At 41.6% G+C, this 13,432-nt stretch carries 11 protein-coding genes and 3 pseudogenes; 10 read left to right on the top strand and 4 right to left on the bottom strand.

What is annotated here, in order from left to right; translation table 11 throughout:
• Window positions 1-2 precede the first annotated feature (2 nt).
• Window positions 3-3,349, top strand: a pseudogene (mscM, locus tag E3U36_RS06985) (miniconductance mechanosensitive channel MscM).
• 306 nt (window positions 3,350-3,655) lie between these two features.
• Here mscM and E3U36_RS06980 read toward each other — a convergent pair.
• Window positions 3,656-4,579, bottom strand: a complete 924-nt coding sequence (locus tag E3U36_RS06980; RefSeq protein WP_180815985.1) for an IS5 family transposase — start codon at window positions 4,577-4,579, stop codon at window positions 3,656-3,658.
• 138 nt (window positions 4,580-4,717) lie between these two features.
• Between E3U36_RS06980 and E3U36_RS06975 the strand changes: the two genes are divergently transcribed.
• The 3 genes and pseudogenes from E3U36_RS06975 to E3U36_RS12635 form a co-directional block, all read left to right on the top strand.
• The gene (locus E3U36_RS06975; protein ID WP_180815983.1) at window positions 4,718-5,764 is read left to right on the top strand and encodes a fimbria/pilus outer membrane usher protein; all 1,047 of its coding nucleotides are present in this window, start codon (window positions 4,718-4,720) and stop codon (window positions 5,762-5,764) included.
• Between the two features lie 14 nt (window positions 5,765-5,778).
• Window positions 5,779-6,486: a fimbrial protein gene (locus E3U36_RS06970; RefSeq protein WP_238337415.1), complete on the top strand. Its 708-nt coding sequence runs from the start codon at window positions 5,779-5,781 to the stop codon at window positions 6,484-6,486.
• Window positions 6,487-6,546: 60 nt separating this feature from the next.
• Window positions 6,547-6,789, top strand: a pseudogene (locus tag E3U36_RS12635) (fimbrial protein); the annotation flags it as partial.
• On the opposite strand, the gene E3U36_RS12630 reads toward E3U36_RS12635, so the two are convergent.
• Window positions 6,789-6,932: a hypothetical protein gene (locus E3U36_RS12630; protein ID WP_238337414.1), complete on the bottom strand. Its 144-nt coding sequence runs from the start codon at window positions 6,930-6,932 to the stop codon at window positions 6,789-6,791. The pseudogene E3U36_RS12635 and the gene E3U36_RS12630 overlap by 1 nt on opposite strands.
• On the opposite strand from E3U36_RS12630, the gene E3U36_RS06965 reads away from it, so the two are divergent.
• Window positions 6,926-7,849, top strand: a complete 924-nt coding sequence (locus tag E3U36_RS06965; RefSeq protein WP_180815982.1) for an IS5 family transposase — start codon at window positions 6,926-6,928, stop codon at window positions 7,847-7,849. The genes E3U36_RS12630 and E3U36_RS06965 overlap by 7 nt on opposite strands.
• A 41-nt stretch (window positions 7,850-7,890) precedes the next feature.
• Here the strand turns inward: E3U36_RS06965 and E3U36_RS06960 are convergent, their stop codons facing one another.
• Window positions 7,891-8,760, bottom strand: coding sequence for a fimbria/pilus outer membrane usher protein (locus E3U36_RS06960; RefSeq protein ID WP_238337553.1), 870 nt, complete (start codon window positions 8,758-8,760; stop codon window positions 7,891-7,893).
• A gap of 8 nt (window positions 8,761-8,768) precedes the next feature.
• Window positions 8,769-9,023 carry a FimD/PapC N-terminal domain-containing protein gene (locus E3U36_RS12625; RefSeq protein ID WP_238337413.1) on the bottom strand — a complete coding sequence of 85 codons (255 nt, stop codon included), beginning with the start codon at window positions 9,021-9,023 and terminating at the stop codon, window positions 8,769-8,771.
• Between the two features lie 342 nt (window positions 9,024-9,365).
• On the opposite strand from E3U36_RS12625, the gene E3U36_RS06955 reads away from it, so the two are divergent.
• The 5 genes and pseudogenes from E3U36_RS06955 to E3U36_RS12615 form a co-directional block, all read left to right on the top strand.
• Window positions 9,366-9,935 (top strand): spore coat protein U domain-containing protein, encoded by a 570-nt coding sequence (locus E3U36_RS06955; RefSeq protein WP_180815980.1) that lies wholly within the window; start codon window positions 9,366-9,368, stop codon window positions 9,933-9,935.
• Window positions 9,936-9,960: 25 nt separating this feature from the next.
• Window positions 9,961-10,494: a Csu type fimbrial protein gene (locus E3U36_RS06950; protein WP_180815978.1), complete on the top strand. Its 534-nt coding sequence runs from the start codon at window positions 9,961-9,963 to the stop codon at window positions 10,492-10,494.
• A gap of 17 nt (window positions 10,495-10,511) precedes the next feature.
• A complete protein-coding gene (locus E3U36_RS06945) occupies window positions 10,512-11,291 on the top strand; it encodes a fimbrial biogenesis chaperone (protein WP_180815977.1) in 780 nt (259 codons plus the stop codon).
• Between the two features lie 2 nt (window positions 11,292-11,293).
• Window positions 11,294-11,611: a hypothetical protein gene (locus E3U36_RS12620; RefSeq protein WP_238337412.1), complete on the top strand. Its 318-nt coding sequence runs from the start codon at window positions 11,294-11,296 to the stop codon at window positions 11,609-11,611.
• A gap of 207 nt (window positions 11,612-11,818) precedes the next feature.
• Window positions 11,819-13,325, top strand: a pseudogene (locus E3U36_RS12615) (fimbria/pilus outer membrane usher protein); the annotation flags it as partial.
• Window positions 13,326-13,432 lie beyond the last annotated feature (107 nt).

The following is a 13,432-nucleotide window of genomic DNA, read 5'->3' as shown; positions in this document are numbered from 1 at the left end:
TTGTGCGCCTGATAGTCGGCATTCTATTTAGTCTCTTTTTCATCACGATACCTGCATTTGCAGCAATTAATCTTGATGAAATACAAATTAAAAAAGAGATTAAGCAACTTGAAGCAAATAAAAATTCAAAAAATGCAGAGATTATTCAGGCATTACAAGTTGCCCTAAATTGGTTATCAGAGGCACAAGAGTCAGAGAAAAAAACCCGCGCTTATCAAGCAGCAATTGATGATTTCCCCAAAATCATAAAAGAATTACAGCAACAATTTCTTATTGAAAGCAATAAAATAGTTACTATACCAACCAATATAACTATCCTCGAACTTGAGCAACGTATTGTTCAGGCTAGTAGTCAATTACTTCAGCAAGGCAAACAAATTCAGCAAGAACAAGATAGAAATCGTGAAATTAGCGATTCTCTTGTAACATTGCCTCAACAATTATTAGAAGCTCTCCGGCTGCTTTCTGACTCTACCGTAAGACTACAGTCTCTGCATGTTCCGGTTTTCCCTGTAGCTGAAGCACAATATAACTTAGAACAAACAGAAGTCACGGCAAGAAAGTCAAAAACCAATGAACTAGAAATAGCACAGCTTTCAGCCAATAATCGCCAAGAAATTGCTCGTTTACGCATTGAGCTTTTTAAAAAACGTTATCAACAAATCGACCAAGAGCTTCAACAACTGCGAAATAATCTAAACTTTCAGCGCCAACAAAAAGCACAACTGGCACTTAAACACACTGAAATGTTAGCTGCTCAAGGGGGAGAGCTTCCCAAATTTTTAACAGCCCAATTGCAACTAAATCGTAAATTATCACAACGACTTAATGAACAAGCATACAGAATAAATGATATTAAACACAGGCAACGCCAGACTTCCAGTGATATACTAACCGTTCGTCAAGCGCTTGGGACAATTCGTGAACAGGCCCAATGGTTAAGCGGTTCAACTACTTTAGGTGAAGCATTACTCGTGCAGTTATACCATTTGCCAGAAATTCCCAAAAATCAGCAAATTGACAGAGAAATCATCAACAAACGAGTTGATCGCATTCAGTATCAAGATATGTTGGAAAATCTCGATTCCAACAATAAAGAGAACGAGGAAAAGCAAGCCGACAGAAAAAATTTGACGCCAGAACAAACGCAAATTTATGATTCACTCATCCAAACCCGGAAAGAATTATTAAGCTCAATAATTTCTGGTTATAATAGTGAAATATTGGAATTAACCAAGCTTTACGTTGCGGCAACCCAGTTAACCGATGCATTAACAGATATCAAAGATGCGACCCATCGCTATATGTTCTCGATTGCGGATACCGATCCTATAAGTCTCAACTATCCACTTACCATAGTAAAAGATCTGACTCGCTTACTATCATTAGATACATTATCTCAACTCATTGGCGCAATTAGAGTTATCTTCGCCAGTCAGGATAGTTTGTTATACCTGCTAGCTGCTGTTGCTATCGTCATTTTTAGCATTAGTACCCATCAGCATTATAATAATTTTCTTCTTCGCGCTAGTACACGTATTGGTAAAGTAACCCAGGATCGCTTTGCGCTAACCTTACGAACCGTATTTTGGTCTATTCTGATAGCACTCCCTTTACCTATTTTATGGTCAGCGATTGGTTACGGCCTTCAAAGCGCCTGGCAATTCCCTATGGCCACTGCTATTGGCTCTGGGGTGAGAGCAACAACACCGGTTTTATGGGTTTTTATGATTAGTGCTACTTTTGCACTACCAAACGGATTGTTTATTTCTCATTTTGGCTGGCCAGAAGAAAACGTAAAAAGGGCAATGCGTTACTACCAATTATCAATTTTTGTCATAGTACCATTGATGATGGCCTTGATTACGTTTGAATATTATAACGACCGTGCATTTGCCCCAAGCTTAGGCAGACTATGCTTCTTATTACTGTGTATTGCGCTAAGTTTGATTACCCATAACCTCAAACGAGTAGGCGTACCGCTTTATCTAGATCGCCACGGCTCGGGTGAGAATGCAATTAGCAATATATTGTGGTTATTATTGATTATAGCGCCAATTTTTTCTTCGGTTGCCTCATTATTGAGGTTACCTTTCAACATCTCAAGGACTTTTAGTCAGGCTGGAAACCTCTGTTACAATCTGGTTTTTCTTACTGATCATTTATCACATTATCCGCCGCTGGATGTCTATCCAACGGCGTAAAATTGCTTTTGAAAGAGCAAAACAGCGTCGCGCTGACATTCTCGCTCAGCGAGCAAAAGATGAAGGTGACAATAATAGTAGTGGCGAAGGCTTAGTCGATATCGAAGAAAGTGCGATTGACTTAGATACAATCAGTGCGCAATCTCTGGGACTTGTGCGCTCTATTCTCACTATGTTAGCGTTAGTCTCACTTATTTTAATTTGGTCTGAGCTACACTCAGCATTCTCTTTTCTGGAAAATATCCGGCTTTGGAATGTCACTACTACGGTAAATGGTGTATATACCATTCAACCGATCACCCTCAGCTCACTATTTATTACTATTCTTATTATTATAATTACAGCACAACTAATTAGAAATTTGCCGGCATTGTTGGAACTCGCCCTGTTACAACACCTTGATTTAACTCCAGGAACTGGCTATGCAATCACCACCTTGACTAAATATACTATTGCGCTTATAGGTAGCTGAGTCGGGTTTTCCATGCTTGGTATTGAGTGGTCAAAACTACAATGGTTAATTGCCGCGATGGGTGTTGGACTTGGCTTTGGGCTACAAGAAATATTTGCCAATATCATTTCTGGTTTAATGATCTTATTTGAGAAACCAATTCGTATAGGCGATACCGTCACTATTCATGATTTAACAGGCAGTATTACCAAAATCAATACTAAAGCAACAACCTTAACAGATTGGGATCTGTAAAGAAATTATTGTTCCTAATAAAGCCTTTATTACCGAGCCATTTATTAACTGGTCGTTATCCGATACTATCACTCGTATTGTTTTAACCATTCCAGCGCCCGCTGATGTAGATAGTACCGAGATCAGTCAGATATTATTAAATGCCGCCGAGAAAACACCGATGATTTTAACTAACCCGGCACCTGAAGTATATCTAGTTGATTTACAACAAGGTATTCAAATCTTTGAATTACGTATTTATGCGGCAGAAATGGGGCACAGAATGCCCGCCCGCCATGAAGTTCATCAAAATATATTAATCGGTTTTGCACAACATGGGATCACGCTACCATTTCCGCCCTTTCAAGCACGAGTTGATATTGCCAGTAATAATCTATTACGAAGTGCAACAAAAAATACATCTGGGCGAAAGCCGGCAAGAAAAGCCGGAGAATTATAAATTACAATCAAACTTTGGCCGTTTAAATAACAGATAAAATTGTATAAAAATCAAACAAAATATATCATATTTATTTTTAACATAAATATAATATTATTTTAATATATAACGGATTTAATCTAGTTATCAGTTAATTTATTTTTAATCAATTTGGGTGGGGTACTTTTTTAATATAACGTTCAGCTAATTGCTGTAATTGCGTTATGCCATTAGATTTTGTAGTTGTTATATTAGCAGATACTAAAGAACCGGCTTTGTTGAATAAATCAGAATTAGCCGACAGGATGGCTCCCTCTGCTACAGCTGTTATCCGATCCTGACGCTGTGTGGCATACCCAACAACGTCATACGGTTCAGCGCTTTGACCATCGCCATTGCTTCACCTACCTGAGCCTCATAGTCACGCAGCCTCAGATGGCCACCCAGCAAAGTTTTTATGCGGAACATCGCTGTTTCTGCCACTGAACGCCGGTGATAACCCACTTTCTTTTTCCACATATCATTACTCCTGCTCAGACGCTGATTCGCCACCGCATGGTTACGTTCATGGTACTTGTCCGGCCAGTATTTCGCTCCGCTTCGCGGCGGGATAAGGGGCCTGATTTTCTTTCTTAGCAACGCATCTTGGCAGTAACAGGCGTCATAAGCACCGTCTGCTGACACTTCCCTGATTTTCCGGTGGGTTTGGTTAATCAGGCCCGGCAGTGCCTGCGCATCTGTCGTTCCGCTGAGCGATAAGTCGGCACAGATAATCTCATGATTCACACTGTCTGCTGCCAGATGAAGCTTGCGCCACACTCTTCGTCTGTCAGCCCCATGCTGCCTGACTTTCCATTCACCTTCGCCAAAGACCTTCAGACCGGTACTGTCGATGACCAGATGCGAGATTTCACCACGCGTTGGCGTTTTTATGCTGATGTTGACGCTCTTTGCTCGTCTGCTGACCAGCGAGTAGTCCGGACAGCACAGCGGCAAAGACATGAGTTTAAAAATCGAATCAACGAAGCCCTGTAATGCCCGGAGCGACAGGTTAAACACACGCTTCATCATCAGGACAGTGGTAACAGCCATATCGCTGTAGTAAAGCGGCCGGCCACGACCTTCAGGCGAAGAACTGTCAGTCCATCCAGCGATGGCCGACTCATCAAGCCAGACCGTCAGGGAACCGCGTTGTCTGAGTGCCTTGTTGTACGCGGGCCAGTTGGTAATTTTAAACTTTTGCTTTGACATGGGGACCTGATGTTGAAACGAATTTAGCGATCAGCTCCGCCAATCACCTAAAAGTTCGATTTATTCAACAAAGCCTATCAAACGACGATTAAAAATAATCCTAATGATCGAAATGAAAATAATCCATCAGATTTAGATTTGGCAACTTTTGATGCCTTACGGGGTGCCCGTGCCAGAAATACATTTAATTTAAATTTAAATCAGCATTGGGGGAAAGATAATGGTGTTATTTTTTTGGCTGGTACGCTGAGAAACTATTGGAATGTTGGCGGCAGCAGTCGAGAATATCAAATAGGTTACTCAAATAATTATAAAAATATTACCTATAACTTATCAGTTTCACGGGTAAGAAATACCGATCAAAAAGAAGAAACCAGTTATTACCTCAGCGCCAGTGTTCCAATTAATCTATTTGGTCGTAACGCTTATCTAAATTCGGGTGTCTACCTGACAAATTCCAACTATCAACAGGCCAATATTAGTGTCAGTGGGACAGCGGGTAAATATGATTTGATCGATTATACGTTAACCGCTTCAAATCAGACCGGTGGTAATAATTTAATTAGTGGTAGTGTAAATTACCGTAACCCTTATAGTACGATTGGTGCTTCATATAGTGAGGCTAATAATTCTCGACAGTCAGGTTTGAATGCCAGAGGAACCATCGTTGTATTTCCCTACCATATTCTTGCTTCCGGTGAAACAGCGAATACATTAACGGTATTAGAAGCACCAATGGCTGAAAATTTAACCGTTAATAATAATCGAACGGTGCTTACCAATAAACAGGGGTTAGCATTAGTAACCAATGCCACTCCTTATCGTACAAATATTTATACCCTTTCTCATACCAGTCAGACCTCAGGTGCAGAAATTACTGACAATATAGCGCATGTGATCCCCTATGACGGAGCGGTTAGTCATATCAAATTAGAAACCGATCAGCGAAAAACTTATATGTTAAAAGCGACTTTTGCCGATGGTAGCAATTTACCTTTTGGTACCGAGGTTACTGATAGTCAGGGTGAATTTGTTGGTCATGTTGGGCAGTCAAGTGTGCTGTATATAAAAAGTGATCAGTTACCACAATCATTGAATGTCAAATTGAATATTGAAGGTAAAACAGAATGTACCATCCAGCAACCCATTCATACCTTGAACATCAATCGTAATATTTGCCAATAGCTAGGGAAAATAAGATGAATAAATTAGCAATAAATTTTTTATTATTATCAGCGTGTTCCTTCAGTCAATTGGTTTATGCCGATTGTAAACCCAACAGCACTATCACAGTGCCGAGTTTATATTATGATTTATCGGCTTATTTTAGTAGTGCATCAATGGTAGTAGCAAAAACGGATAAAACCACGTTCCCAGGAACATTTACCTGTAGCTCCCCAGGGCTATTTTTTCCTAATGCGATTGGTATTGCTTCGCCATTTAATGGTCTAACAGCAACAATAGGATTTCATGGTGGTAAGCAGTTTGTCCAGGTTACAATGACTGCGTTAGGAAAAGATCGCGTAACCAACTTAGCTAGAGGTACCCATCCTGCATCGAATTTGAATACTAACTTCACCTTACAGTTTAGATTATTGAAGAGTAAACAAAGTGGTAATTATACTGAAGTGGCTGGTGATACTGTGGTTATCTCACCCTTTATCTTGGTATCAGATGCTTCATCGTTGGGTATTTTGGTGTGGTTAGTTAGGATTGTACTAAAATTAGTTGAATTTTTATTAATCTGGCAATGGCCGGTTGATGAAAATGATATTTTTCTTCAACCGATTACTATTAAATATAATCCTATTGCCACTACCTGTGATTTTTCAAATAAAGGATTAGTGGTTAATTTACCTATCGTTAGTATCAGGGATATTAAAAATATTGACCGGCCTGGTTATTAGCCTTTTACCCTCCATTTTAGCTGCAGCGATCTTTTAGCAGGCAATAAAACGACGCGAAATATTGCCATGTTTTTGGCCAGCAATAATTTACATAGTGCCGATAAAACAGTGTTAATAAATACCACTCAACAAGGTGCTAAAGGAGTCGGGTTTCGCCTTGTGCAAAGGAATAAAACATCATCACCCATTCTATTTTCCAGCAGTGAAAGTGTCCAAGGCAATGCGACATCTATTTTTAATATTGCGGTTGGCAGTGCATTAGCTCCCTCGTTTTCCATTGACATGGCGGCTTATTACTACGCTTATGATCTGAATAATATTTCAGCCGGAAAAATAACCTCAACGGCAACTTTAGTATTTTCTTGGCTTTGTTGAATAAATCGAACTTTTAGGTGATTGGCGGAGCTGATCGCTAAATTCGTTTCAACATCAGGTCCCCATGTCAAAGCAAAAGTTTAAAATTACCAACTGGCCCGCGTACAACAAGGCACTCAGACAACGCGGTTCCCTGACGGTCTGGCTTGATGAGTCGGCCATCGCTGGATGGACTGACAGTTCTTCGCCTGAAGGTCGTGGCCGGCCGCTTTACTACAGCGATATGGCTGTTACCACTGTCCTGATGATGAAGCGTGTGTTTAACCTGTCGCTCCGGGCATTACAGGGCTTCGTTGATTCGATTTTTAAACTCATGTCTTTGCCGCTGTGCTGTCCGGACTACTCGCTGGTCAGCAGACGAGCAAAGAGCGTCAACATCAGCATAAAAACGCCAACGCGTGGTGAAATCTCGCATCTGGTCATCGACAGTACCGGTCTGAAGGTCTTTGGCGAAGGTGAATGGAAAGTCAGGCAGCATGGGGCTGACAGACGAAGAGTGTGGCGCAAGCTTCATCTGGCAGCAGACAGTGTGAATCATGAGATTATCTGTGCCGACTTATCGCTCAGCGGAACGACAGATGCGCAGGCACTGCCGGGCCTGATTAACCAAACCCACCGGAAAATCAGGGAAGTGTCAGCAGACGGTGCTTATGACGCCTGTTACTGCCACGATGCGTTGCTAAGAAAGAAAATCAGGCCCCTTATCCCGCCGCGAAGCGGAGCGAAATACTGGCCGGACAAGCACCATGAACGTAACCATGCGGTGGCGAATCAGCGTCTGAGCAGGAGTAATGATATGTGGAAAAAGAAAGTGGGTTATCACCGGCGTTCAGTGGCAGAAACAGCGATGTTCCGCATAAAAACTTTGCTGGGTGGCCATCTGAGGCTGCGTGACTATGAGGCTCAGGTAGGTGAAGCAATGGCGATGGTCAAAGCGCTGAACCGTATGACGTTGTTGGGTATGCCACACAGCGTCAGGATCGGATAACAGCTGTAGCAGAGGGAGCCATCCTGTCGGCTAATTCTGATTTATTCAACAAAGCCCGTTTGATATTTAAGCCATGCTTGATAATTATCATGGGCATAAATGGAATCAACAAAACTATAATAATCTCCCGTTGAATAACGATAGGCCGCTATAGTCAGATTGGTAGCGGTGGTTGATAAAAATTTACTATAAGCCAAGCGAAAACTTTGTCCTCGTTTGGTTCCTGTATCTAAATAAGCTGCAGCATGGGTCGCATCAACCGAAACAGCACCAAACGGAAAATTCCAGCCACTGCCAAGTATAATAGCAGCATAATCACGACTACCAATAAAGCCGGTATAAACGGTGACTACATTATTGATACCATAATAGGCTTCTGCTTGAGCAAATTTCGGTTGGAAATGGGTATTGGTCATTTTTGCTTGCCCAGCCAAAATGCTGTAAGTATAAACACCCGCTTTCATCATATTAGGTACCGCTGAAAATGGCACCGTAAAAGACTCTTGCCGGCCATCGGCTTCCTGCACAACAACGGAAAGATCGCCCGCTCCTCCTGCTGCACGTAGATCACTAAACTCGAACGCTCCAGGCGGAACGGTTTCTTGATAAATTAGATTTCCATTCTGATATACTTTTACTAACGCATTGGTTTGAGCAACCCCTCTGACAATCGGCGTGAATTCTTGGCTGGAGTTAGGTAACATATTCATTTCCGTGGTTAATGCTCCACCTCTAAAACGAATACGACTAAACAAGGCAGAGGGGGAATAAAAATCACCTAACATCAAATTTGAAGATATAGCGCTGAAAGAACGGCGTAAGTAGCGGGTATTATTTTGCCATTTATGATCACCACTGGAATAGTAAGAATAACTGGATTCATCTCGAAATTGCCAGGCACCTAAATTAATACCGGTATTTAAATTGGCAAAAAAAGCTTCATTACTCTGTTTACGATTTTTTTCTCTTGATAGTTATAATAATTGGTATTATAAGAGAGAATAATTGCTGGGACACCATGGTCCCAATTCACTGGATCAACATAACCTATTTCCGATTTAACTAAAGAAATTTGCGGCACTGAAATATTTAATGTTAACTGATTAACATCTAAATAGTAGTTGATATCATTGACTAAATTATCTAACGAGACAGTCGTTTTTTGTTCAATCATCTGTTTTGTGGCTTTGTTGAATAAATCAGAATTTAAGAAAAAATGCATATTATATTAATGAATAACTATTTATTAGCAGAGTGAAATAATAACTTAAGTTTACCTAATAAAAATAATCTGTTGCGTCAAAAAAATTAATTAGCTAAAAAAATCAATAATTTTATTGGCATGTTTTGCATTTCTACTCAATACTCAAATTAAAAATCATGGTAATAAAATAATTCCTTTTTGTTATAACACTTAATTGCTATAACAAAGCTATTTACTGTCAGCCATGAATACAAATGATTGCTGTTAGCAAACAATTGAACAGCTATGTAGCCATCATAGTAAGGAGCCATAATGAAAGGTATACGTTTATTCTCTGTTATCGGCTGTTTGTTAGCCTCTCATTCTGCTCTGGTAGCAACCACAACGGGAACGGTTAATGTAACCCTAACCCTATCCAATTCCTGTGTTGTTAACGGTTCAACTGCAACTTCGGCTGTTCCCTTGGGAACGCTGGATTTTGGTACCCAACCCACCACTTTTAGTCAACTAATAACCCAACTTTCTAATAGTGGCACAACATTTACGGTACAGTGTCCGCCTAATGATACTTTTTCCGCTGTATTAAACAGTAGTAATGACACCGCACCGACAACTCCACATGGTACACAGATTGGTTCGACAGCTCGTTATGTCAATTTAACAGGTAATTCACATGGCGTTTTCTATGGTCTTTTTGATACTAATCCCTCACCCACTCCTGGTACTGCTCTTGCCAATAATACCACAATTATCCCTGTATCAGGACCAACAAATGGGGTCAGTACCTATACCTTATACGGCCTAATCCAAGGCAATGGCACAAATGCGGGTATTATAGCTGGAACTTATACTGACGTTGTTAATATTACTATAAATTATTAATTTATATTATTTTCCAGGATGAAATATGTCTGGCAACAACTATTTATGGCTATTATTTGATGATTATTTAGCCTGTTTTATTGTATTGTTAGTTATTTTTGGCGCACTACCGCGTCATGCCATTACCAGCCAAACATTCCAAGTTGCTGCCACTATTACGCCTGGCTGTATAGTATCCGGTGGTACGCTATTTGGTACCCTCGATTTTGGCACTCATCCCAGTAATACTAATGGCAATATTAATGCTAGCTTAACTCCCAACACCTCGTTAACTTTAGCCTGTACGCCCGGCACTGTACTCAGCATGAGTATTGATGGTGGCAACAACTACACCACCAGCCGTAATGTCAAACAAAGCGGTTTTGCTACCCTACTGCCTTACCTACTTTATGCTGATAGTGCCCACACCATCCCGATTGCGCTCAATCAGAATGTTTCTGTTAGTTACAGCAATAGCAATAATATTATTTTACCCATCTATGGCGTGCTGCAATTTAACGGCGCCAATAATCCATCAAGTAACTATACTGACGTATTAACCGTAACATTATCCTGGTGATCATGGAGGAATACTATATGATCAATGTTTCGCAACCCTCTTTATGTTGTTTTTCGACACTATGGTTATTGACCTTACTCTTCTTCGCATCTTCAGCTCAATCTGCTAACCATGTCATGATTTGGCCAATGGATCCGGTCTTAACCGCTAATGATAATGCCACTGAATTCTGGATCGAAAATAAGGGTACTGAGCCCACCACCATGCAAATCAGAGTAATAGGCTGGCAACAAATTGATGGCCAAGATCGCTATAGTAATCAACAAAATGTCGTCGCCAGTCCACCTTTTATGCGGATTGAAGCGGGTCAGAAGCAGCTGATCCGCTTAATAAAACAAGCTACCGTACCGGCTGGCAAAGAGATTGCCTACCGCTTATTAGCCGATGAAATATTGAAACCAGAACAATTAGCAGCGCCGAAGATTGGCATTAATATGCAGATGCGCTATTCCATTTCGCTGTTTGTTTATGGTGAAGGTATTAACTATCTGCGTGGTTCAGGCGACCCAATTCAACTGGATCAAAAATACCTCAGTTGGCACTTAACCCGATTAAATGGCAAGCCAGCCATCAAAATTACCAATCGAGGCCCGATCCATGCCCGTTTAAGCCAGGTGGTGGTGCAACAAGGCAAAAAACGCATTGTGCTGGCGAATAGCCTGTTTGGTTATGTATTAGCTGGCTCGAGTTATATCTGGCCATTACCCACCACAATTAAACAGCCACAACGGCTAACAGCACAAATTAATACCGATAAACAACTATGGCAAGCATCTAGCACTGGGCTATACCAGTAAAGATGAAAACTGCCCATTTAACAGGTAAATTAGCCAACTTAATTACCTTACTGATTACCTTACCCATACCGCTATTATCGACAGCGGCGGATAACAGCTGGTCTGAACTGCCGCCACCACCAACTGGCAAAATCAAGCAACAAAATTTGCAATATAGGTTGGAGTTAGTGGGTAACCAGTATGCCACCGGGATTATCGAGATCGTCAATGAACGTAAAGGCCATTTTTGGTTATCTGCCACTGATTTACAAAAAGCCGGTTTGCCCGCAGCGAAACTAACGCAACCGCAAATTGACGTCAGTACCATGCCCGATGTGTAAGTCAGCTATGACAGCAGCCAACAACGGCTACTATTACAAGTTCCCTACAGCTGGTTGCCACAGCAAAACCTAACGATTGGCAATAACCCTCACCGCTATCAGGGACTTAGTAGCCAGGGAGCGCTATTTAATTATGATATCTACGCCAACCGGACTCAGCATAATCATTCACAAATTTCTGTCTGGAATGAACTACGCTTGTTTAGTATGGCTGGCAGCCTATCCAGCACCGGGGTATTTAAACAGCAAATTGGTGGTAGTGATCAGCATAACGATAATCAGGGATTTACTCGTTATGACACCACTTACACCAATGAAAACGAAAACCATGCTATAAGCTGGACGGTCGGCGACTTGATTAGCAACGCATTAAGCTGGAATAGTAGTGTCAGAATGGGTGGGCTGTCACTGTCCCGTGACTTCTCTATCCGACCCGATATTATTACCTACCCATTACCGACCTTTGCTGGTAAAACTGCCGTCCCTACCGCAGTTGACCTATTTATCAATGGTTATCGATCCAGTAATATCCAGCTACAACCGGGCCCTTTTACTATCACCGATATCCCCTATATTAATGGCTCTGGTGAAGCGGTATTGGTCACCACTGATGACCTTGGCCGACAGGTTTCCACCACCTTACCGTTTTATGTTGCCAGTACCTTGCTGAAACCGGGTCTTTCTGATGGTGCATTTTCAGCCGGGGCACTACGTCATGATTATGGCATCACAAATTTTTCCTACGGGCCGTTAGCCGCCAGTGGTTCTTACCGCTATGGTGCTACTGATTGGCTGACATTAGAGTCCCATACGGAGGCAGCATCCTCATTGGCGCTAGGTGGCTTTGGCTCCTTAATTAAACTGGGTAATTTTGGTGTGCTTAATGGTGCTTATACGCTCAGTCAAATGCGAGGCAATCACGGCAATCAGTTTAATTGTGGTTACCAATATACTCACTCTCGTTTTACTTTGGCTACCCAACATACCATCCGCAACAGCAAGTTTGGTAATTTGGCACTATATGACCAACCCAACAATCCTAACGATACCCAACCTATCTACAGTTTAAGTCGACGGAGTTCGCAATATTCTGCCTCATTATCATTAAATGAATTTGGCAGTATTGGTTTGGCTTACCTGGACATTTATAGCTTCAACGGCGATAAAAATCGATTGCTCAAATTATCATGGAGTAATGGTTTATGGGGCAATAGCAGTTTTTATGCTTCTGCTAGCCGCGATTATTCACAAAATAACTGGTCATTCGCCTTAGTGCTACAAATTCCATTTAACTTCTTGGATTCGATGACGATAGATGCGCAACGCAATACTGCCGGGCAAAATACTCAGCGCGTCACTTATAGCCATGCCAAGCGACGGCGGATTCAGCTGGAACATGGCCTACGCGCATAAAGACTCGCAAGATGATTATCAACAAGCCTCACTAGGCTGGCGCAATGCCCATGTCCAAATGCAGGGCGGAATTTATGGTTCGTCTGGCAACTATACCCAGTGGGGGAATGTTTCCGGCTCACTGGTTATCATGGACGGTACCATTCAAGCGGCTAATAAAATCAACGATGGTTTTGTATTAGTGAGTACCGATGGATACCCGAATATTACCGTTGATTATGAACATCAACCCTATGGTAACACCGGCAAATCTGGTTATTTGTTGATCCCTAGTGTACCAGCCTACTACCCAGCCAGTTATCGTATCAATACCCTAAATTTACCACCCGATATCTATGCAGATACCACCAAACAACGTATTTCTGTCAAACTCGGCAGGGGCTATCTGCTCCATTTCCCCATCAAAGT

The sequence above is a fragment of the Arsenophonus endosymbiont of Aphis craccivora genome (genome assembly GCF_013460135.1).
Lineage (GTDB): Bacteria > Pseudomonadota > Gammaproteobacteria > Enterobacterales > Enterobacteriaceae > Arsenophonus > Arsenophonus nilaparvatae.
Note: the sequence above shows the minus strand (reverse complement) of the source record. Positions and strands in the feature narration are given on the sequence as shown.

Excerpts from the sequence above, each read along its gene's own strand:
- E3U36_RS12625 (WP_238337413.1), bottom strand. The coding sequence starts at position 9,023 with ATGATTGAACAAAAAACGACTGTCTCGTTAGATAATTTAGTCAATGAT.
- E3U36_RS06980 (WP_180815985.1), bottom strand. The coding sequence starts at position 4,579 with ATGTCAAAGCAAAAGTTTAAAATTACCAACTGGCCCGCGTACAACAAG.
- E3U36_RS06955 (WP_180815980.1), top strand. The coding sequence starts at position 9,366 with ATGAAAGGTATACGTTTATTCTCTGTTATCGGCTGTTTGTTAGCCTCT.
- E3U36_RS06965 (WP_180815982.1), top strand. The coding sequence starts at position 6,926 with ATGTCAAAGCAAAAGTTTAAAATTACCAACTGGCCCGCGTACAACAAG.
- E3U36_RS12620 (WP_238337412.1), top strand. The coding sequence starts at position 11,294 with ATGAAAACTGCCCATTTAACAGGTAAATTAGCCAACTTAATTACCTTA.
- E3U36_RS06970 (WP_238337415.1), top strand. The coding sequence starts at position 5,779 with ATGAATAAATTAGCAATAAATTTTTTATTATTATCAGCGTGTTCCTTC.
- E3U36_RS06945 (WP_180815977.1), top strand. The coding sequence starts at position 10,512 with ATGATCAATGTTTCGCAACCCTCTTTATGTTGTTTTTCGACACTATGG.
- E3U36_RS06950 (WP_180815978.1), top strand. The coding sequence starts at position 9,961 with ATGTCTGGCAACAACTATTTATGGCTATTATTTGATGATTATTTAGCC.